This is a genomic window from Leisingera sp. CC-HEC093, from assembly GCF_059429195.1.
Map to the genome: position 1 here is coordinate 1,304,937 of NZ_JCAIJR010000001.1, position 20,620 is coordinate 1,325,556.

A 20,620-nucleotide genomic window follows, 5' to 3' on the forward strand; every position below is an offset into this window, starting at 1 on the left:
AGATATAGGCTGTCCCGCGACGATTCCGCAAATCAATAACCCGGAAAATGCGAGACAAATGAGGGGCATCTGCGAACGGTTGCTGCGGTTTCAATAGCGGGGAGCCGGCCCTGCCGGGAAATGGGTGTTCAAACGTTCTGCCTGTGGCAAAGCAGGAGGGGCACCTCGCAAGGCACCCCTCTGGACTGATTTACATGTAGTCACCGAGGACGACTTCGCTCTTCACCGGTTCAATCGCGTTTTCGTCGATTTCCGGCATCGCTTTCAGCTGTGCTTCGGACTGCGCGGTCAGGCGCAGCTGGCCGTTCTTGGTCACTTCAAAATCGGTCAGAGGAATTGCCACCGAATGCTCCCCCATGCCCAGGAAACCGCCGACGCCAACAACGCCTGAGAGTTTGTTGTCGTGAACGATCACGTAATCGATTTCGCCAACGTCAGCGTTAGAGGCGCTAAGAACGTTCTTGCCCACAAGGTCGCCCACGGTCATCGCCTGCAGGCTCATCGCATCGTCGGTGTTGGGAAGCGAAGGGGAATTGGTCGATTCTGCAGTTTCGCTGATGTCACCGCCTGCAACCGGTTCGGTCCCCTCAGACCCGTCGCGCGACCGGGACTCGTCCACGCCTGCGGAGGCGCCGGCGGGGTCGGTATCGCTGGTTTCGGTGACGGTGTCAGCGTCGCCAACTTCCTCCAGAACAGTGCCGTCGCCTTCATTCCCGCGGGAACGCGACGTTTCGGCACCAGCAGATGCGCCAACGGAATCGTCATCACTCGCGGCAAGGATCAATTCAGCATCTGCGCCGGCAGAGATGTCATTGCTCGCGGCGTAACCGGTGCCGGCAAGAAGCGCGGCGGCAGCAGCGGTGACAAGCAGGCGGACGGGGGTTTTCGTATTGCTGATCATGGAAGTTCTCCTCAGTCTTAAATTGTTTGTGTTGGGAGAACGCGTCGAGCTCTCTGTCCGTTCCATCACGAAAATGGCATTTGGAAAAAAGATGGGATGATTAGGGCAGCCCGGCTGCCCCGCTGCGCCAAGAAGGGTGACATGCCGGCAGCTGTCCGGGCAGTCTCCTGGTGATCACATCAAGGAGGTATAGCTATGGGTCTGCTTATTGACTTGTACGTATCGCTTCGCTCGACCAGCGTTTGCATCCTGGATAGCGCAGGGGGAGCTGGTCAATGAAGTGAATGTGGAAGGTGAACCTGCTTCAATCATAGCACTGCTTGAGAAAGTTGCTGGCCGATACCGGCGTGTTGACCTCGAAGCTGGCCCGCTGTCCCAATGGTTTTACAGCGGCTTGGCTGCGGCAGGCTATCCTGTGATATGCGTCGAGGCACGGCACATGCGGGCCGCGCTTTCGGCCCGGATTAACAAAACAGACAAGAACGACGCCCGAGGCATTGCCCAAATGATGCGTGTCGGCCTCTTTCGCCCCGTGCACGTAAAGACCGACCGCAGCCAAGAGATCCGGATGCTGCTGCCGGCGCGGCAGTTCCTGCAGTCAAAGATCGTTGATGCAGAGAACAACCTGCGCGGCCTGTTGCGGAATTTCGGCATGAAGGTCGGGGCCGTCACTCGCGCACAGTTCGAAAGCAGGGTCAAGGATCTGCTTGAAGAACGCCCGCACCTTGCCTTGGCCGTCACGCCACTCCTGGAAGTCCGGCGTGTGTTACGCGCGCAATTCCAGCATTTGCACAAAGCGATGCAGCGGATGGCCACTGATGATCCCGTGTGCCGGCTGCTCATGACCGCTCCCGGCGTCGGCCCGCTGGTTGCCCTTACATTCCGCACTGGCGTAGACGAGGCGGCCCGTTTCCGGCGCTCCCGGGCCGTTCCCGCTCACTTTGGCTTAACGCCAGCACGCTATCAATCCGGCGAAATTGATCACGGGCGCGGCATTTCAAAGTGTGGTGATGCCAATGTCCGGTGGGCACTGGTGGAGGCTGCTGGCGCGATCATGCGGCGGAACATCAGAAGCTCCCCGCTGAAGCTTAGGGGCGGTCGATTGCAAAGCGCAGAGGGCAGCTCAGGGCTCTTGTTGCCGTTTCCCGGCGCCTGGCCATTATTCTGCACCGGATGTGGACTGACAAAACCGAATTCCGCTGGCAGCCACAAACCGCCTGATACAGCAAGCCAGAATTCGCGCTGAACGCGCGGATTGCCGTCCCGTGCAGGGACGGGACGGCAGGTAAACCAGGGGCGGGGTTGAACGCAGCTTCAGCCGCAGTCCGCAGAAAAGATGGGATGTCTTTCCTTCCGACCCCATCATGGAGCGGCCCCGTGCCAACTTCGAAGAGAAGCAAGTCCCTTGCCAGGATGGATCATCAAATGCGGCGAAGATGCTTTACAAGCAGCCCCTGGGCTATCGGCCGGTCTGAACCCATTTTCACGGATGCTGCGCTTTGGATGAACAACCGCTATTAGGACTTCTCAAGATCCGCCTGTCAAATCCTCTGCAAGCATGAGCGCATTTCCATCGGGATCGTAAAATGTTGCTGTTTTAACCATACCTTCCACAACATCAGTTGCGCCATCGAATTTAACTTTGGCATGCTCCAGTTTCTGCCTGGCAGCGTCCAAGTCAGCTATCCCAAAGACGGGAACGCAATTTCCGGGTGCAGGTTGGCTATGCTCGCCAAGGCCGAGTGTCACGCCGTTTGTATTGGTCTGAAGCTCTGACCACCCTGCCTCGTCTGCGTGGTAAATTGTGTCAAACCCAAGCATGCTTCTGTACCACTCAGCACTTGCATGACGATCTTTGACGGAAAGCGCGATGGTGATGGTTTTTTCCAATGAAATGAGCGGCATGGTCTTCCTTTATGTTTAGAAATATACTAGCTATACTTTATGGACATTGAAATGTTTGTCAACACCACCTCAAGGGCTTGGGCCATCCCTATTTTGGCGAACCTGCACGCAGGCATCGCCGGGCGACAAGCGCCTCTGTTGGCTGCCACTGGTGCGAGCAGGACTGCTTTTGCTCAAAGCATGGATCACCTTATCTCAATAGGATTGTTGGAACGAAACCCCGGCTATGGCCATCCGCTGCGGCCAGAGTTTCGACTTACAGAGCTTGGTGTTTCTGCTGCCGCTATTGCCAACAAAATTCAAAGTGTCACTGCTGAAGAAGATCAGGGTTTGCTCCGGCGCTCATGGACCTTGCCGGTTCTGACTGCAATCCATAAGCCGAGCCACTTCAATGATATCAAACGAAACTTGCGAACGATTACGGATCGCGCCTTGTCGCAGTCATTGAAAACGATGGAAGTCAGAAGTTGGGTACACCGCCACGTTGACGAGGCCGCCCGCCCGCCAAGAACCATATATCGTGCTGTAAACACTGGTGGATTGATAAGCAGTGTCACGGTCAGTGAAATCAACTTTCACGGATAAGCAGCCCATCATTGGGTAACCACGAATGGCGGCAAAGTCCCGCGAAGCAGGCATAGCAGGTCATTCCGCTTGACCTAACCGGCCCTAATAGAGAAGCCCCGCCGTTTGGCGGGGCTGGCTGATGCTTGGAAACAAACCGGCTTAGTAGCGGTAGTGCTCCGGCTTGAACGGGCCTTCGGGCTTGACGCCGATATAGGCGGCCTGATCAGCGCTCAGTTCGGTCAGTTTAACGCCGATACGGCCCAGGTGCAGGCGGGCGACTTTCTCGTCCAGATGCTTGGGCAGGATGTAGACGTCGTTGTTGTAGTGATCGCCGCGGGTCCACAGTTCGATCTGGGCCAGAACCTGGTTGGTGAAGGACGCCGACATTACGAACGACGGGTGGCCGGTGGCGTTGCCGAGGTTCAGCAGGCGGCCTTCGGACAGCAGGATCATGCGGTTGCCCGAGGGCATCTCGATCATGTCCACCTGCTCCTTGATGTTGGTCCACTTGTGGTTCTTCAGCGCCGCGACCTGAATTTCGTTGTCGAAATGCCCGATGTTGCCGACGATCGCCATGTCCTTCATCTCGCGCATATGCTCGATGCGGATGACGTCCTTGTTGCCGGTGGTGGTGATGAAAATATCGGCGGAGCCGACTTCTTCTTCCAGCAGGACTACTTCGAAACCGTCCATCGCGGCCTGCAGGGCACAGATCGGGTCAGCCTCGGTGACTTTCACCCGGGCGCCGGCACCACGCAGCGACGCTGCAGAGCCCTTGCCCACGTCGCCGTAACCACAGACCACGGCAACCTTGCCTGCCATCATGGTGTCGGTGGCACGGCGGATACCGTCGACCAGCGATTCCTTGCAGCCGTATTTGTTGTCGAACTTCGACTTGGTGACCGAGTCGTTCACGTTAATCGCCGGGAACGGCAGTTGGCCGCTCTTCTGCAGCTCATACAGGCGGTGGACGCCGGTGGTGGTTTCCTCGGAGACACCCAGAATTGCATCGCGGGTCTTGGTGAACCAGCCCGGGGATGCCTCCATGCGCTTCATGATCTGCGCCTTGATGACCGTTTCTTCCTCGGATTGCGGCACCGGGATGATCTCTTCGCCTGCCTCGGCGCGCGCCCCCAGCAGCACATAGAGAGTGGCATCGCCGCCATCATCCAGGATCAGGTTCGCGCCTTCGGGGAACATGAAGGATTTGTCGAGGTAGTCCCAATGCTCTTCCAGAGTCTGGCCCTTGATCGCAAAGACCGGAATGCCTGCCTCGGCAATTGCTGCGGCGGCGTGGTCCTGGGTTGAGAAGATGTTGCAGGACGCCCAGCGCACATCCGCGCCCAGTGCAACCAGCGTTTCGATCAGAACCGCAGTCTGAATGGTCATGTGCAAGGAGCCGACGATGCGCGCGCCCTTCAACGGTTTGCTTTCGCCATATTCTTCGCGCAGAGCCATCAGACCCGGCATTTCAGTTTCGGCGATATCCAGTTCCTTGCGGCCAAAACCTGCAAGCGCGATGTCCTTGACGATATAGTCCCCGGCCATAGTCTGCTCCATTCCGGTTACGAGTACACTTGCAGCACGGCCTAGCACTGCAATTGTTGATATTCAACGAAGATACCCGCAGCCGGAGCCTATGGCTCAGGCTTTTCGTCATTTGCCAGGCTGTTGGGGGAAGCCTGCCAGGCTGCCTGTGTTAGCTCGGTGTGCCCGGTTCTGGCTGTTTTTCCGCAATATGGAAGAAAGACGAACCGGTTGCGACAACACAGCTGATACCATTTGCATGTGTGACCAGAACCGTGAAGGTACCGGTTTCATCCGACGACCAGACCTCAATAACTGTGGCCTCAGGCCTGGATTTTTGCAACCCGCCGGCAGTCAGACGTTCAGAGTATCCGCTTTCCAGCTTCTGCGTCAGAACTTCCCGGTTGCCGCAACTGCCTGCCAGGGCTGGCGGCGCGGTCGCTGCCATGCCGAACAACAGTGAAAGACCCAGTAAACGCTTGAACATGACAAACTCCTTTCCATTGCGTGCCACGTCACGAAAAGGGGGTTTGCCGTATTGGGGGCAATGCCCCTTCGATACATTAAATATTGGGGCGAAATGCACCTATTTCAAACTCACAGAGTATAAACTGCGCGTTCTCATCTGTGTTCGCGCAAACACTCCAAACACCGCAAGCATTGCCTGGCCTGGCCTCAGCAGGTAGCAAGAAGCTAAGTGCAGCGACAGGACAGCCCTATGCCCGCCAAACCCGCCCGTGCCTGGCAGCGCATGCTGTCCGGCCGCCGCCTGGATCTGCTGGATCCGACGCCGGTGGATATCGAGATTGAGGACATCGCCCACGGGCTGGCCTTTGTGGCGCGCTGGAACGGCCAGACAATGGGGGACTTTGCCTATTCGGTGGCAGAGCATTCGCTGCTGGTCGAGGATATCTTCTCCCGGATGCAGCCCAAAGCGCCGGTCAAATGGCGGCTGGCTGCCCTGCTCCACGATGCGCCGGAGTATGTGATTGGCGACATGATCTCGCCGGTCAAGGCGGCGGTCGGACCGGGTTATGGCGATTTGGACCAGCGGCTGACCTCTGCCATCCATATGCGGTTCGGACTGCCGGCCGCGCTGCCAAAGACGGTGAAGGCGCAGATCAAGCGGGCGGACAAGGTCAGCGCCTGGATGGAGGCCGTGCAAATCGCCGGCTTTTCGCAGAAGGAAGCCAGCCGGTTCTTCGGCACGCCGAAGCCTGAGCTTGTCGACGGATTGGATATCGTGCTGCGGCCGCCCGTGGAAACCCGCATGGCGTTTCTGCGCCGCCATGCGGAACTGATTTCGCAGCTCTGAGGATCAGCGCGGGCTGCGCTTGGCCAGGATCCGCTGCAGCGTTCGCCGGTGCATGTTCAGCCGCCGGGCGGTTTCCGAAACATTGCGGTCGCACAGTTCATAGATCCGCTGGATGTGCTCCCAGCGCACCCGGTCGGCGCTCATCGGGTTTTCGGGAGGCGGCGGCAGTTCATCACCGCTCGACAGGAGCGCATTCATGATGTCTGTGGCATCGGCCGGCTTAGAAAGGTAATCCGTTGCGCCGATCTTGACCGCAGCAACTGCCGTGGCAATAGCGCCATATCCGGTCAGCACCACCACCCGGCTGTCAGGGCGCTTTTCGCGCAGTATTTCGACCACATCCAGGCCGTTGCCATCTTCCAAACGCAGGTCGACCACGGCATAGGCCGGCGGGCGGGCCGTTGCGATGGCGCTGCCTGCGGCGACGGATCCCGCGGTCTCCACCTCAAAGCCGCGTTTTTCCATTGCCTTGGCCAAACGCCGCAGAAACGGCTCGTCATCATCAACGAGCAGCAGTGTCTTGTCGGGTCCAATGTCCTGCAGAGCAGTTTCGGCCATGCCCGGTCCTCCGCGCAGTTTTATCTATTGGCGCAAGAATATGTCCGGGCAGGGGAAAAGGTCAAACAGCTATCCTGCCTCAGGTTTTTTCGATGAAGCAGGCGGTTTTGTCGGCCATCTGCTCTGCCGTTTCATCGCGGCGGAAGAACTCAACGAAGCCTTCCTCGGGCAGCACCAGGTAGGAGAAGGTGGAATGGTCAACGAGGTAGTAATCCTCATCCCCCTCGTTCTTCTTGAAATAGGTCTTGTAGGACTTGCTGGCCGCCTTCACCTGTTCCAGAGAGCCGGTGAGTCCGATCATTTTTTCATGAAGGTTGGCGGCAAAATCACCAACAGCTTCAGGGGTATCCCGGTCCGGGTCGATAGAAATGAACACTGGCGTCACGCTGATGCCGCGCTCTGCCAGAACATCGATGGCATCCGCGTTGCGGGCTGCGTCCATTGGGCAGACATCGGGGCAGAAGGTGTAGCCGAAATAGACGATAGAAGGCTCGGTTATCACATCCTTATCGGTGACCGTTTCCCCGTTGGCGTTGATCAGCTCGAACGGCCCGCCGATGGTTTCGGTGCCGCCGGCGATCTGGCTGCTGCGGCACTGCGCAAATTTGTCACCCCCGTTGCCTCCGCTGGTCAAAAACCAGGCACCGCCCACGAGGGCAGCGACAAAAGCGACGGCGAGAAGAGCATAAACGCGGGTCATGAGATCACACTTTTCGAATGGGAAGGGTTGTTGATCGTTTGCATCGCCAGACCTATCAAGAAATACGGCCGATGCAACTGGCGCACGGCGTCACATCCGAGGGAGTACCGGTATCGAATGAGCGATCGCCTCTTTATGCTGCCGAGCAGCCACGATCACAGTCATTGGATCCGGCTGCGGACGCTGATTCTGCTGCGCTGGGTGGCGATTGCCGGCCAGATCACAGCGCTTGCCGTGGCTCAGCACCGGTTCAATCTGCAGCTCGAATTGGGTCTGTGCTATTTGGCGATCGGCATTTCAGCCGCCGGCAACCTGATTGCGATCTTTGTCTTCCCGGAAAACAAGCGCCTGAGCGAGTTCGAGAACTTTCTGATGGTACTGTTCGACCTGTTGCAGCTGGCCTTTCTGCTGTATCTGACTGGTGGCTTGAACAATCCGTTCGCACTGCTTGTTCTGGGCCCTGTGACAATTTCTGCGGCGGTAATGGGGCTGCGTTCCACACTTATAATCGGGGCAACCGCCATCATTCTGGTCACCCTGATGGCGGAGTTCCACCTGCCGCTGCGCACGGAGCAGGGTTTTATTCTGCGCATCCCGGATGTGTTCATCTTCGGCAACTGGATTGCCATCGTCATCGCCATCCTGTTCATCGGTGCCTACTCCTTTCGTGTCAGCAACGAGATGAGGCTGATGTCAGATGCGCTGAGCGCCACCCAACTGGCCTTGTCGCGCGAACAGAAGCTGACTGATCTGGGCGGCGTGGTGGCCGCTGCAGCACATGAGCTGGGCACGCCGCTTGCCACCATCAAGCTGGCCAGCGCGGAGCTGATAGAGGAACTGGACGACCGTCCGGAGCTGCGCGAGGACGCTGCCCTCATCCGAGAACAGGCAGACCGCTGCCGGGATATCCTGCGCGGCATGGGCCGGGCCGGCAAAGACGACCTTCATCTGCGCCAAGCCCCGTTTTCAACGCTGGTGACAGAGGCGGCAGAACCGCATATGCACCGCGGCAAGGCCGTTCTCTATCACGAGGAGCCGCTGGAAGGTGGTGATTTTCAGCAGCCCACAGTGCTGCGCAAGCCGGAGATTATCCACGGGCTGCGCAACCTGGTTCAGAATGCCGTCGATTTCTCGCAATCCACCGTCTGGATTGATGCGGCCTGGGACAACGACCGGATTATTTTGACAATCAGCGACGACGGCCGGGGATTTCCGCCGCATTTGCTGGGCCGCATAGGCGATCCCTTTGTGCGCCGCCGCCGGGGCGAAAGCGAGCGGAAACAGCGCCCGGAATACGAGGGCATGGGACTGGGGCTGTTCATCGCAAAGACCCTGCTGCAACGCACCGGTGCACAGCTGCGGTTCGCAAACGGTTCAGATCCCTATCAGACGCTCAGCATCGGCGGCGACCGGCGCGGCGCAATTGTCGAAGTCGCGTGGCCGCGAAAGAAAATTGACGCCATGGAAGCAGGAACCCCTGTTACCGGCAAAAATTTACCTTTAGAAATTTAGCTATTCACTTTTAGGCAACCAATTAAACATCATTTAACCATTTTTAGGGAACCATGCGGGTGAAAAAAGAGCAGAACTAGGCAGGATGACATGCAGGATTTCGCTTCGATCGAATGGTTTGTACTGGCGGCCCTATGCGCGGCAACGGCTGCCGCAGCTGTCTGGTGGCTGTCGCCTTCTCCCGGACGGCACGGGCTCGAGCGCGACCTTCTGGCCGGCGATGGCCGCACCGATGCGGTGTTCCTGTTCGATGACAGCAGCCTGATCGGCTGGTCCTCAGGGGCCCGAAAGTTCATCGGAGACCACGCAGAGAATTTCGATTGGAGCATGCTGCGCGACCAGCTGTCCCGCAGCTACCCCGGCCTGCCCCAGTCGCCGGGCTATCTGAAGGACGTCGGGCCGCTGGTGCTTTCCGGCACCGCCGCAGCTGAAAGCCGCGAAGCGCATTGCGAATGGATCGACGGGGTGACCCGCGTCCAACTGCGCCGCAGCACTTTGGACGAGCAAAACAAGTCTTTGGATCAGGAGCTAACCACCCTGCGCGCCGCGGTGCATCAGGCCCCCTACCCGGTCTGGCTGCAATCGGAGGAGGGCAGTGTCACCTGGTCCAACCTCGCCTATGACAACCTCAACCACAAGATCCGCGGCCGCAGCGCCGATATTGCGGACACCCTTTTCACAGACCTCCACGACCCGATGACCAGCGGCAAGCCGGAGCGGATTAATATTCCGCTCCCGGACAGCAACAAAAAGCTGTGGTACAATGTGTCGACCACAGAAACTGAGGCGGGATGGCTGTGCCATGCGGTTGATGTGAACGCCGTTGTCGATGCCGAGGTCGCCCAGCGCAATTTCGTGCAGACACTGGCCAAGACCTTTGCCCAGCTGTCAATCGGCCTGGCAATTTTCGACCGCAACCGTCAGCTGGTTCTGTTCAACCCGGTTCTGATTGATCTTACCGCTTTGCCTGCGAACTTCCTCAGCTCGCGCCCGAACTTGCTCACTTTCTTCGACCGCCTGCGCGATCAGCGGATGATGCCGGAGCCGAAAAGCTACTCCAGCTGGCGGCATCAGATGGCGGACCTGCTGGAGGCCGCAGCCGAGGGCCGCTATCAGGAAACCTGGTCGCTGCCGTCGGGTTCCGTTTACAAGGTTTCGGGCCGGCCCCACCCTGATGGTGCGATTGCCTTTCTGTTTGAGGATATTACAGCCGAAGTCACGCTCACCCGCCAGTTCCGCTCTGAACTGGAAATGGGCCAGTCGATCCTGGACCAGATGGATGAAGGCATCGCGGTTTTTGCCAACGACGGCGGCATGACTTTCTCCAACAGCGCCTATGACAGCCTCTGGCAGATGGACCCGAACGCGAGCTTTGCCAAAGTGTCGATCATGGACGCAAGCCGGGTCTGGCAGGACACCTGCGCACCGACACCCGTCTGGGGCGAAATCCGCGATTTTGTTGCGGGATGCGATGGCCGCGAGACCTGGTGGTCCCGCATTCAGCTGCGCGACGGCACCCCCATGATCTGCAGGGTCACTGCGGTTCAGAACGGCGCTACCATGGTTAGTTTCCGAGCGCCGGAAGCCGCGGCCCTTCCATCCGGTCAGGAGCGCTTCGCCATCGCGAGCAAGAGCTGAGCCGGGAAACCGGCTTGCAGCGGGCAGGCGGCAGCGCCATTGTACCGCAATGACCACGCAAACCGCAGCCTGCACGCTGAATTCACCCGAAGAAACGGCCCATCTGGCCACACTAGTCGCCGGTGCCCTGCGCCCCGGCGATTGCTTATTGCTGGACGGGGTGATCGGCGCGGGCAAAACCCATTTTGCGCGCCACCTGATCCAGTCTCTGATGGCCGAGCCTGAGGATGTGCCCTCGCCCACCTTCACCTTGGTGCAGACATATGACGTTCCCGCCGGCGAGCTGTGGCACACCGACCTCTACCGGCTATCCTCCCTGGATGAACTCGAGGAACTGGGCCTGACCGAAGCCTTTGACAGTGCGATCTGCCTAGTCGAATGGCCTGACCGGCTGCAGGAACTGACACCGCCGCACGCCTTGCATCTTGCGCTGGCCTTGGACCCCGAACACGAAGACCGCCGCCGTCTGACGCTCCGCTGGAGCGATGCCAAATGGCAGCCCCTGATGGAGCGCATCTGCGCATGACTGACCGCAACTCCCTGCGCGACAACTTTCTTTCGCAAACGGCCTATGCCAGCTGGCAGCGCGCCCCGCTGGCAGGCGATGCCTCCAACCGGCGTTATGAACGGCTGACTGCGTCCGGCGGTGAAACTGTCGTGCTGATGGACGCCCCCCCGGAAAAGGGCGAGGACGTCCGCCCCTTCATCCGCATTGCCGAATATCTGCGCGCGCAGAGCCTCAGCGCACCGGAGATTCTGGCAAAAGATGCAGAGAATGGCTTTCTGCTGTTGGAGGATTTGGGCGACGATCTATATGCGCGCGTTATCGAACGGGAACCAGCGCTGGAAAAGGAACTGTACACAGCCGCAACTGACGCTCTGGTTGCCCTCCATCAAGCGCCGATGCCGGAACTGGAACCCTATGGCCCGCGGTTGATGGCGGAAATGGCGGGTCTGGCGCTGTCAAAATACCGCGATGGGATCTATGGCGGCCACGACCCGGAGCTGCAGTCACGGTTCGAAAACCAGTTTGAGGACATCCTGCGCGAAACGGTAAAAGGCGATCCGGTTCTGGTCCAGCGGGACTACCACGCCGAAAACCTGTTGTGGCTGCCGGACCGGGACGGTGTTGCCCGGGTTGGCCTGTTGGATTTCCAGGACGCGCGCGGCGGACACCCTGCCTATGATCTTGTTTCCCTCTTGCAGGATGCCCGCCGCGACGTCCCGGCCAGCATCGAAATGCAGATGTTCAACCGTTACGTTGCAAATACTGGTGCCGATGAATCCGGCTTCCGCACTGCCTATACCGTCCTGGGAGTACAGCGAAACCTGCGCATTCTGGGTGTCTTTGCCCGGCTCAGCCTCGACTACGGCAAACCGCACTATGTGGACCTGATCCCGCGGGTTTGGGACCATTTCATCCGCGGACTGGACCATTCGGCACTGGCCCCGGTGGCAGGCCTTCTGCGGGACAGCCTGCCTGCCCCGACCCCGGAAAACCTGGACAAGCTGAGGCCCTGATGCAGTGCTCCCCCGAAGCTGTCATGCTGTTTGCCGCGGGCTTTGGCACCCGGATGCGGGAGCTGACCCGCGACAGGCCGAAGCCGATGGTCGAAGTTGCAGGCAAGCCGCTGATAGCCCATGCGCTGGAATTGGCCAAGGCGGTTGAGCCGGCCCGGATAGCGGCCAACGTGCACTACAAACCAGAGCCGCTGAAGGCCTTCTTAGAGCCTGAAGATGTGCTGATCAGCTATGAAATGCCCCAGATTCTCGATACCGGCGGCGGATTGCGCAAGGCTCTGCCGTTGCTGGGCGGCGGGCCGGTTTTCACGATGAACACGGATGCCATCTGGAAAGGCCCAAACCCGCTGCAACTGGCGAAGGAGGCTTGGGACCCTGACCGCATGGATGCGCTATTAGTTTGCGTGCCACTGGATCGGGCAATCGGACGGGCCGGCAACGGCGATTTCTCGGCCGATTCCGAAGGCCGCATCAGCCGCGGCGGCAATCTGGTCTATGGCGGAGTGCAGATCCTGAAAACGGAGGAGCTGCATGAGGTGAAGGAACAGGCATTTTCGCTCAATCTCCTGTGGAACCGGATGGCTGCAGACGGCCGGTTGTTTGCACTGGAATATCCAGGCAGCTGGTGCGATGTGGGTTACCCCGAGGGGATCACATTGGCCGAGGACCTGATAGCTGCAGATGATGTTTGAACCATCCGCCAAACCGCGCGTCTTTGCCGTGCCTTGCGGCGTGGACTTTCCGCGCGCGCTGGTTGAGGGGCTGCGCGAGCGTGCCCGGAACCTGCCGCCGGAGGCACTGGCGCGGGCCGAACTGATCGTCAACACCTCCCGTATGGCGCGGCGTATTCGCAGCCTGTTTGACGATGGCCCCGCGATACTGATGCCGCGGATGCTGATGCTGACCGATCTGGCGAAGCGGGCAGCATTGGACGGCCTGCCGCCCGCCCTGCCCCCGCTGCGGCGCCGGCTGGAGCTGTCGCAGCTTATTGCCAAGCTGCTGGATGCGCAGCCCGACCTCTCCTCCCGCGCGTCTCTCTATGACCTCTCTGACAGCCTCGCGGCTCTGATTGACGAGATGCAAGGCGAAGGCGTCAGCACAGATGCCATCCGCAATCTGGACGTCTCGGACATGTCCGGACACTGGGCGCGGGCGCAGGCCTTTATCGGTATCGCCGATGAATTCACCGGCCTGCATGAGGGCGCGATGGATGCCCAGGCACTGCAACGGCAAGTGGTGCTGAACCTGATTGAAGATTGGCAGAAAAAACCGCCAGAACATCCCATCATCCTCGCCGGCTCAACCGGGTCTCGCGGAACAACCTTGATGCTGATGCAGGCCATCGCCCGTCTGCCGCAGGGTGCTGTTGTACTGCCCGGGTTCGATTTCGACCAGCCTGATCACGTCTGGAGCGGGCTGGATGATCCGATGATCTCGGAAGATCATCCGCAGTACCGGTTCCACAAGCTGATGAAAGACTTGGAGCTTGCACCGCGCGACGTGCGGCCCTGGACCAAAACCTCGCCTGTTTCTCCCGAGCGCAACCGATTGGTCTCGCTGGCACTCCGCCCGGCCCCGGTGACGGATGCCTGGATGAGCGAAGGCCCTAGGCTGACCGGCCTGGACAACGCTACGGCAAACGTCACGCTGGTCGAGGCCTCCAGCCCCCGCGCCGAGGCGCTCGCCATTGCGCTGCGCCTGCGCCAGGCGGCAGAATACGGCCAGACCGCTGCACTGATCACGCCCGACCGAATGCTGACGCGTCAGGTCTCCGCGGCGCTGGATCGCTGGGACATCCTGCCGGATGATTCCGCCGGCCAGCCGCTGCAATTGTCTCCCCCGGGACGGTTTCTGCGCCACGTGGCAGGACTGTTCTGCAAGCCGCTGACCTGCGACAGCCTGCTGACACTCCTGAAGCACCCGCTGACCCAAGACGGCGCCGGCCGCGGCAACCATCTGCGGCAAACCCGCGAACTTGAATTGTCGCTGCGCCGCAACGGCCCGCCCTTCCCCGATGCTGCGGCCTTTGCGGCTTTTGGGAACGGACGTGAGCTGACACCAGGCTGGACCGATTGGCTGAGCACCTGTTTTGCGGATCAGGAGACATCCGGCACCCTGCCCCTGACCGGCTGGGTCGCCCGTCTGCGTGATCTGGCCGAACGCATCGCGGCCGGCAGTCAGGCAGACGGCGCGGGCACGCTGTGGGACAAGAAGGCCGGCCAGGCCGCACTCGCCTGCATTGAAAACCTGGAGGAAGAAGCCCCCTATGGCGGCGAGATGCCGGCCCGCGATTTCGCTGACCTGCTGGGCGCCCTGCTGAGCCAGGGCGAAGTGCGCGACCGCGATGCGCCTTATGGCTCAATCATGATCTGGGGCACGCTGGAAGCCCGGGTTCAGGGTGCCGATCTGGTCATTCTGGGGGGCCTGAACGAAGGCAGCTGGCCGGAAGCCGCCAGTCCTGATCCCTGGCTGAACCGCCAACTGCGTAACCAAGCGGGACTACTTCTGCCCGAACGCCGCATCGGGCTGTCTGCGCATGACTTCCAGCAAGCCATTGCCGCGCCAGAGGTCTGGCTGAGCCGAGCTGAACGTTCGGAAGAGGCTGACACCGTGCCGTCGCGCTGGCTGAACCGGCTGACCAACCTGCTGTCCGGGCTGCCTGATCAGGGCGGCCGGGATGCCCTGGAGGCAATGCTTGCAAGGGGCCGGCAATGGCTCGGCTGGGCAGAAGCGCTGGAGGAGCCTGCGCCTATCCCGCAGATGCCACGCCCCTCTCCGCGCCCGCCGGTTGCGGCCCGCCCGCGCCGCCTGACGATCACGGAAATCCCGCGGCTTATCCGTGACCCTTATGCAATCTACGCCAAACATGTGCTGCGGCTGAAACCTCTGAACCCGCTGGTGCAGGAACCCGATGCCCTGCTGCGCGGAATCGTGGTTCATGAAGTGTTCGAGCATTTCATCAGGGAGGCTCAGGCGGATCCGAGCCTGCTGACCGCCAGCCAGCTGATCGAAAAAACCCGAGACCTGCTAGAAGCTCACGTGCCCTGGCCCGTCGCCCGTATCCTGTGGCACAGCCGCATCCGCAAGATCGCCGGCGAATTCGTCCTGGCAGAACAGGAGCGGCAGTCCCGCGCCAAGCCGGTTGCCTTTGAGGCCAAAGGCAGCGCCCGGCTGGATCCGCTGGATTTCACCATCGCCTGCCGCGCCGACCGGATCGACATGGACGAACGCGGCTTCCTGCATCTCTACGATTACAAGACCGGCACGCCGCCGAGCGAGGCCCAGCAAAAGAAGTTCGAAAAGCAGCTGCTGATTGAGGCCGCTATGGCTGAGGAAGGCGCCTTTGAAGATCTCGGCCCAGCGGAAGTGGCACGCGCCCTGTTCATCGGCCTTGGGTCCAGCATGAAGGAGGTGCGCGCGCCATTGGAGTCGGAACCGCCGGCCAAGGTCTGGGATGAGCTGAGGACCCTAATTGGAGCCTATTTCGAGCCTGAACAGGGTTATTCGAGCCGCCGCATGGTGTATCGGGACGACCTCGCCGGCGACTACGACCACCTGGCGCGCTACGGCGAATGGGACCGCAGCGCCGAACCGCAGCCGGAGGACCTGGCATGACCACCCGCGACGCCGCCTCTGAGGCGCAATTCCGCGCTGCCCGCCCCGATGCCTCCACCTGGCTGGCGGCAAATGCCGGCTCTGGCAAGACCAAGGTGCTGACTGACCGGGTGGCACGGCTGCTGCTGAAAGGCGTGCAGCCGCAGCACATCCTGTGCCTCACCTACACCAAGGCGGCGGCCAGCGAGATGCAAAACCGGCTGTTCAAGCGTCTAGGCGAATGGGCGATGCTGAATGATGCAGCTCTTATCGCGGCACTGACCGAACTGGGGGAGGTCAACACCGCAGCAGAGGATTTGGCGCAAGCCCGCACTCTGTTTGCCCGCGCGATTGAGACGCCGGGTGGCTTGAAGATCCAGACCATTCATTCGTTCTGTTCCTCTCTATTGCGCCGCTTCCCGCTGGAAGCCGGCGTCAGCCCGCAGTTTTCCGAGATGGACGACCGCGCAGGCCAGCTGCTGCGGGCAGAGATTATGGAGGATTTTGCCCAAGGCGATGAGGCCCTGCTGGTCGATGCCTTGGCGCGACATGTGAGCGACAGCGACTTTGAGACGTTGACCTCTGCCATTTGCCAGCGCCGGGCCGATTTCGGAGAGCCGCTGGACTGGGCCGGGCTGCTGGATTTGTTCGAACTGCCTGCGGGCTTCGACGAAACGGCCCTTGAGTCGCTGGTGTTTCTGGGCGGCGAGGAAGAACTGCTGCAGCGCACGCGTGAGATGCTGGAGCAGGGCGGTTCGACCGACCAAAGGGCCGCGAACAAACTGGCAGGCATCACCAAACCAGCAATCGCCGATCTTGGCGCGCTCGAAAGCGTTTTCCTGACTGGGGCCAGCGCCAAGGAACCGTTTGCCGCCAAGGTGGGTAAGTTCCCGACCAAGAAACTGCGCGAATCCCATCTGTCCCTGATGGATCAGCTGGAACCGCTGATGCTGCGGGTCGAAGATGCGCGTGCCAAGCGCCTGGCGTTGACCGCCGCGCGCAAGACCCACGATCTGCACCGTTTTGCCGCCGCCTTTCTGCCGGAATATGAGCGCCGCAAGCAGCTGCGCGGCTGGCTCGACTTTGACGACCTGATCCTGAAGGCGCGCCAACTGCTTAACGATCCCGGCGTTGCGGCCTGGGTTCTGTACCGGCTTGATGGCGGCATCGACCACATTCTGGTGGACGAGGCGCAGGACACCAGTCCGGTGCAATGGGACGTGATCGAAAAACTGGCGCAGGAATTCACCGCCGGCGAGGGCGCGCGCTCTGACGTGGAGCGCACCATCTTTGTGGTCGGTGACAAGAAGCAGTCGATCTATTCGTTCCAAGGGGCCGACCCCGACGCGTTTGACCGGATGCAACAGGAATTCAGCAATCGGCTGGCGGAAACCGGGGCAGGATTGCAGGATGCTTCGCTTGATTTCTCCTTCCGTTCTTCTGCCGCGATCCTGAAGCTGGTCGATCTGGTGTTCAAGGACAGCCCGCGCGCCGGCTTCCGGAAGGACGCGCTGCACCGTGCCTTCAAATCCGACCTGCCGGGCCGGGTGGATTTGTGGCCGGTGGTCGAAAAGGTGGATGATGACGAGGATCCCGACTGGACCAGCCCCGTCGACCGCCCCAGCAGCCGCCACCACACGGTGATCCTGGCCGAAAGGATTGCCAAGTCAATCAAGCAGATGATCGACACCGGTGTCACCATCCCCGAGGACGGCCCGGAGCCCGGCACCTTCCAGCGCCGTCCGGTGCGGGCCGGCGACTTCCTGATCCTGGTGCAGCGCCGTTCTGACCTGTTCTCGGAAATCATCCGCGCTTGCAAAAAGGCTGAACTGCCTATCGCCGGCGCCGACCGGCTGAAGGTGGGTGCGGAACTGGCGGTCAAGGACATCGCAGCACTGCTGCGCTTTCTGGCGCTGCCGGAGGATTCACTATCGCTGGCGGAAGCACTGAAATCGCCGCTCTTTGGCTGGACGGAGCAGGCGCTGTTCGATCTCGCGCACCGGCGGAAGGCAAAGTACCTGTGGCCGGCACTGCGCGAACGGGCAAGGGAGTTCCCGGAAACAATGGCGATGCTGGATGACCTGCGCGCCAATGCGGATTTTCTGCGCCCTTTTGACCTGATCGAACGTATCCTGACTCGCCACAGCGGTCGTCGGAAACTGCTGGGCCGGCTTGGCCCAGAGGCAGAGGACGGCATCAACGCGCTGCTGTCCCAGGCGCTGGCCTATGAACGCACCGATGTGCCCAGCCTCACCGGGTTTCTGGTTTGGATGCAGACAGATGATCTGGAAATCAAGCGCCAGATGGGCGCGGCCGGTGATATGATCCGGGTGATGTCGGTGCATGGCTCAAAGGGGTTGGAGGCGCCGATAGTCATCCTGCCTGATACCGCCAAACGCCAAGCGCCTCGAGACGCGGAAATCATGCTGGCTGAAGGCACTCCGGTCTGGAAACTGCCCAAGGACCAGATGCCTCCTGCCATGCTGGCCGCCAGAGAAACCGCGCAGGAAAAGCTCCAGAATGAACGCTTGCGGTTGCTCTATGTGGCCCTAACCCGAGCAGAAAAGTGGCTGATAGTTGCCGCCGCCGGCGACGTGGGCGAACAGGCTGACAGCTGGTACCGCATGACAGAACACGCCATGCGCGACGGCGGTGCGGTGGAATTTGACTGTTCTGGCGGAACCGGGTTGCGCATGCAGCATGGTGACTGGGATGTCCTGCCCTCGATTGAAAAGCCGGTTCCGGAAGTTGTGAAACACGATTTTCCTGAGGTGTTTTCCCGCGTAGCCAGAGCTTATGAGGCGCCAGCGCCAGCGCTCAGCCCGTCAGACCTGGGCGGGGCCAAGGCTTTGCCGGGTGATCCGGGTCTGGATGAGGAAGGGGCAAAGGCGCGGGGCAGCAGGCTGCATCTGCTGTTGGAGTATCTGCCGGGCCGGCCTGAAGATCTCTGGCCGCAGCTAGGCGGCAACTTGCTGCAGGGCGCAGAAGATACTGCAGAGCTGCTCGCCGAGGCCTCTGATGTTCTGAAAAACACCAGCTTGTCCTATATATTCTCCCCGGAAACGCTGGCTGAAGTGCCCATAACCGCGGACCTGCACGGAACCCGCCTGCATGGCATTATTGACCGCCTGATTGTCACCTCGGACAGGGTTCTTGCGGTCGACTTCAAATCCAATGCCACGGTACCCGGAACACCTGAGCAATGCCCCGAAGGACTGCTGCGCCAGATGGGAGCCTATGCCCATGCTCTGGCGCAGATCTATCCCGGCCGCACCATCGAAACTGCGCTTCTCTGGACCCGCGATGCTACCCTGATGCCGCTGCCGCACGAACTTGTGACAGCCGCACTGATGCGACGTCTGGAACCTTGACGATCCGTTAAGCCGTACATAGGTTCCAACTCCAGTTGCCACACACTCATGGAGACATGCATATGTCCACCGTAGCCGTCACCGACGCCACCTTTGACGCCGAAGTCAAAAACTCCGATATCCCCGTTGTTGTGGATTTTTGGGCTGAGTGGTGCGGTCCCTGCAAACAGATTGGCCCGGCTCTGGAAGAGCTGGCCGCGGAATTCGGCGGCAAGGTGAAAATCGCCAAGGTCGACGTCGACAGCAACCCGAACTCTGCCGCCGCCATGGGCGTGCGCGGCATCCCGGCGCTGTTCATCTTCAAGGACGGCCAGGTGATTTCCAACCGTGCCGGCGCAGCCCCCAAGGCCGCGCTGCAGAGCTGGATCGAAGAGTCGATCTGAGCCGAATCCAAGATGGATTTCCAAGGGCTGTCCCTGCCGGGGCGGCCCTTTTTTCATTCTGATCGCTGGCGTACCGGCTGGCGGCAAACTGGCCCTTTTCTTTACGCTGATGCCCTGCAACGGTTCGCCTTGAAACAGGTAATGGAGGCAATATGGCCAAGACACGGGTACTGGTGGAATTCGGCATGGGCACCTCGCTGAGGCGCGAGGACTATACCGAAGCCGCCGGCCGGGCGATCAAGGACGCGCTTTGGCACAATTCCGTCAACATGGCGGAACTGTTCGATTTCCAGAAGAAAGACATGATCATCGAAGCGGAGATCGGTGTTCAGAAACCAGACGCCGTGGACAGGGACGCGCTGCTGGACATCTTCCCCTACGGCAAACCCAGCATCCGGGTTGTGGAAGGCGGGCTCAACATTGAAAAACCACATGGCGGACGCACGGTGATTGCCAATGCGGCTGTGGTTGTTTCCTTTGATATGGAGGCGGCGGAATGAACGAAAAACGCATCATACTGGAAATGGGCACCGGCAACGACCTTTACGGTCAGGATTACACCAAGGCTGCACGCCGTGCGGTGCAGGACGCGCTGCATCATTCGTCGATCACGCTGTTCGCCAGGCTTGGGATCGATCACAGCGAAATGCGCGTTGACGTGACAATCGGAGTGCAGCGGCCGGAGGTAGTGGATTGCGATCTGGTGGCGCAGGACTTGCCGCGGGGCAGGGCCAACGTGCGTGCCGTCAAGGGCGGGTTGGATGTGGAGGATGCTGACGCCGGCAGTCGGCATGTGGTGGCAACCGCCGCGATCGAAGCCTGGCTGCCTGATCAAGCTGGCAAATACAAAATCTCTGCTCTTAAATGAACAAAGCCGCCCATGTCAGGGCGGCTCATTCAAAGTCTTCGACCATTGCAGTCTCAGATTTTGGCGATGTCAGAGCGGCTCAGGCCGATGTCATCGAGCTGCGCATCGGTCAGCTGTGCCAGTGCCTTGCGGGTCTCGCGGGCTTCATACCACTCCACGATGGAGGTTTTCACGCTGGTCATAGCGTCGACCGCGCGGAGAACGGTGACTGCTCCGAGCGGCGCATGAATGTTTGCGGTCGTCATTTGCGCATATCCTTC

Annotated in this window: 19 protein-coding genes and 1 pseudogene; 13 read left to right on the forward strand and 7 right to left on the reverse strand. The window is 60.4% G+C overall.

What is annotated here, in order from left to right; genetic code table 11:
• Nucleotides 1-190: 190 nt before the first annotated feature.
• Complete coding sequence (locus AC5STB_RS06285) at nt 191-901, reverse strand: PRC-barrel domain-containing protein (protein ID WP_495442111.1); 711 nt, start codon at nt 899-901, stop codon at nt 191-193.
• A 195-nt stretch (nt 902-1,096) separates the two neighbouring features.
• Here AC5STB_RS06285 and AC5STB_RS06290 point away from each other — a divergent pair.
• Nucleotides 1,097-2,122, forward strand: a pseudogene (locus AC5STB_RS06290) (IS110 family RNA-guided transposase).
• A 306-nt stretch (nt 2,123-2,428) separates the two neighbouring features.
• Here the strand turns inward: AC5STB_RS06290 and AC5STB_RS06295 are convergent.
• Complete coding sequence (locus AC5STB_RS06295; protein WP_495442112.1) at nt 2,429-2,806, reverse strand: VOC family protein; 378 nt, start codon at nt 2,804-2,806, stop codon at nt 2,429-2,431.
• A 39-nt stretch (nt 2,807-2,845) separates the two neighbouring features.
• On the opposite strand from AC5STB_RS06295, the gene AC5STB_RS06300 reads away from it, so the two are divergent.
• Nucleotides 2,846-3,391 (forward strand): winged helix-turn-helix transcriptional regulator, encoded by a 546-nt coding sequence (locus tag AC5STB_RS06300; protein ID WP_495442113.1) that lies wholly within the window; start codon nt 2,846-2,848, stop codon nt 3,389-3,391.
• 141 nt (nt 3,392-3,532) lie between these two features.
• Here AC5STB_RS06300 and ahcY read toward each other — a convergent pair whose 3' ends face one another.
• On the reverse strand, nt 3,533-4,921 hold the full coding sequence (gene ahcY, locus AC5STB_RS06305) for an adenosylhomocysteinase (RefSeq protein WP_495442114.1): 1,389 nt from the start codon (nt 4,919-4,921) through the stop codon (nt 3,533-3,535).
• Nucleotides 4,922-5,072: 151 nt separating this feature from the next.
• Nucleotides 5,073-5,387, reverse strand: a complete 315-nt coding sequence (locus tag AC5STB_RS06310) for a hypothetical protein (RefSeq protein ID WP_495442115.1) — start codon at nt 5,385-5,387, stop codon at nt 5,073-5,075.
• A gap of 231 nt (nt 5,388-5,618) precedes the next feature.
• Here AC5STB_RS06310 and AC5STB_RS06315 point away from each other — a divergent pair, with 231 nt between their 5' ends.
• The gene (locus AC5STB_RS06315; RefSeq protein ID WP_495442116.1) at nt 5,619-6,215 is read left to right on the forward strand and encodes an HD domain-containing protein; all 597 of its coding nucleotides are present in this window, start codon (nt 5,619-5,621) and stop codon (nt 6,213-6,215) included.
• Between the two features lie 3 nt (nt 6,216-6,218).
• On the opposite strand, the gene AC5STB_RS06320 is transcribed toward AC5STB_RS06315, so the two are convergent.
• Nucleotides 6,219-6,773 carry an ActR/PrrA/RegA family redox response regulator transcription factor gene (locus tag AC5STB_RS06320; protein ID WP_495442117.1) on the reverse strand — a complete coding sequence of 185 codons (555 nt, stop codon included), beginning with the start codon at nt 6,771-6,773 and terminating at the stop codon, nt 6,219-6,221.
• 79 nt (nt 6,774-6,852) lie between these two features.
• Complete coding sequence (locus AC5STB_RS06325) at nt 6,853-7,473, reverse strand: SCO family protein (RefSeq protein WP_495442118.1); 621 nt, start codon at nt 7,471-7,473, stop codon at nt 6,853-6,855.
• Nucleotides 7,474-7,590: 117 nt separating this feature from the next.
• Between AC5STB_RS06325 and regB the strand changes: the two genes are divergently transcribed.
• The 10 genes from regB (at nt 7,591) to AC5STB_RS06375 (ending at nt 20,360) form a co-directional block, all read left to right on the forward strand.
• Nucleotides 7,591-8,985 (forward strand): sensor histidine kinase RegB, encoded by a 1,395-nt coding sequence (regB, locus tag AC5STB_RS06330; RefSeq protein WP_495442119.1) that lies wholly within the window; start codon nt 7,591-7,593, stop codon nt 8,983-8,985.
• 90 nt (nt 8,986-9,075) lie between these two features.
• Entirely contained in the window at nt 9,076-10,623 is a 1,548-nt protein-coding gene (locus tag AC5STB_RS06335; RefSeq protein ID WP_495442120.1) for a PAS-domain containing protein, read from the forward strand.
• Nucleotides 10,624-10,672: 49 nt separating this feature from the next.
• Nucleotides 10,673-11,149 (forward strand): tRNA (adenosine(37)-N6)-threonylcarbamoyltransferase complex ATPase subunit type 1 TsaE, encoded by a 477-nt coding sequence (tsaE, locus tag AC5STB_RS06340; RefSeq protein ID WP_495442121.1) that lies wholly within the window; start codon nt 10,673-10,675, stop codon nt 11,147-11,149.
• On the forward strand, nt 11,146-12,144 hold the full coding sequence (locus AC5STB_RS06345) for an aminoglycoside phosphotransferase family protein (RefSeq protein ID WP_495442122.1): 999 nt from the start codon (nt 11,146-11,148) through the stop codon (nt 12,142-12,144). The genes tsaE and AC5STB_RS06345 overlap by 4 nt, the downstream gene beginning before the upstream one ends.
• Complete coding sequence (locus AC5STB_RS06350) at nt 12,144-12,836, forward strand: nucleotidyltransferase family protein (RefSeq protein WP_495442123.1); 693 nt, start codon at nt 12,144-12,146, stop codon at nt 12,834-12,836. Before AC5STB_RS06345 ends, AC5STB_RS06350 begins: the two co-directional genes overlap by 1 nt.
• Nucleotides 12,826-15,759 carry a double-strand break repair protein AddB gene (gene addB, locus AC5STB_RS06355; protein WP_495442124.1) on the forward strand — a complete coding sequence of 978 codons (2,934 nt, stop codon included), beginning with the start codon at nt 12,826-12,828 and terminating at the stop codon, nt 15,757-15,759. The genes AC5STB_RS06350 and addB overlap by 11 nt, the downstream gene beginning before the upstream one ends.
• Nucleotides 15,756-19,109 carry a double-strand break repair helicase AddA gene (gene addA / locus AC5STB_RS06360; RefSeq protein WP_495442125.1) on the forward strand — a complete coding sequence of 1,118 codons (3,354 nt, stop codon included), beginning with the start codon at nt 15,756-15,758 and terminating at the stop codon, nt 19,107-19,109. The genes addB and addA overlap by 4 nt, the downstream gene beginning before the upstream one ends.
• Nucleotides 19,110-19,171: 62 nt before the next feature.
• The gene (trxA, locus tag AC5STB_RS06365) at nt 19,172-19,492 is read left to right on the forward strand and encodes a thioredoxin (RefSeq protein WP_019295334.1); all 321 of its coding nucleotides are present in this window, start codon (nt 19,172-19,174) and stop codon (nt 19,490-19,492) included.
• Between the two features lie 152 nt (nt 19,493-19,644).
• Complete coding sequence (locus tag AC5STB_RS06370) at nt 19,645-19,992, forward strand: Lin0512 family protein (RefSeq protein WP_495442126.1); 348 nt, start codon at nt 19,645-19,647, stop codon at nt 19,990-19,992.
• Entirely contained in the window at nt 19,989-20,360 is a 372-nt protein-coding gene (locus tag AC5STB_RS06375) for a Lin0512 family protein (RefSeq protein ID WP_495442127.1), read from the forward strand. The genes AC5STB_RS06370 and AC5STB_RS06375 overlap by 4 nt, the downstream gene beginning before the upstream one ends.
• A gap of 53 nt (nt 20,361-20,413) precedes the next feature.
• On the opposite strand, the gene AC5STB_RS06380 is transcribed toward AC5STB_RS06375, so the two are convergent.
• Nucleotides 20,414-20,605, reverse strand: a complete 192-nt coding sequence (locus AC5STB_RS06380; protein WP_495442128.1) for a DUF1127 domain-containing protein — start codon at nt 20,603-20,605, stop codon at nt 20,414-20,416.
• Nucleotides 20,606-20,620 lie beyond the last annotated feature (15 nt).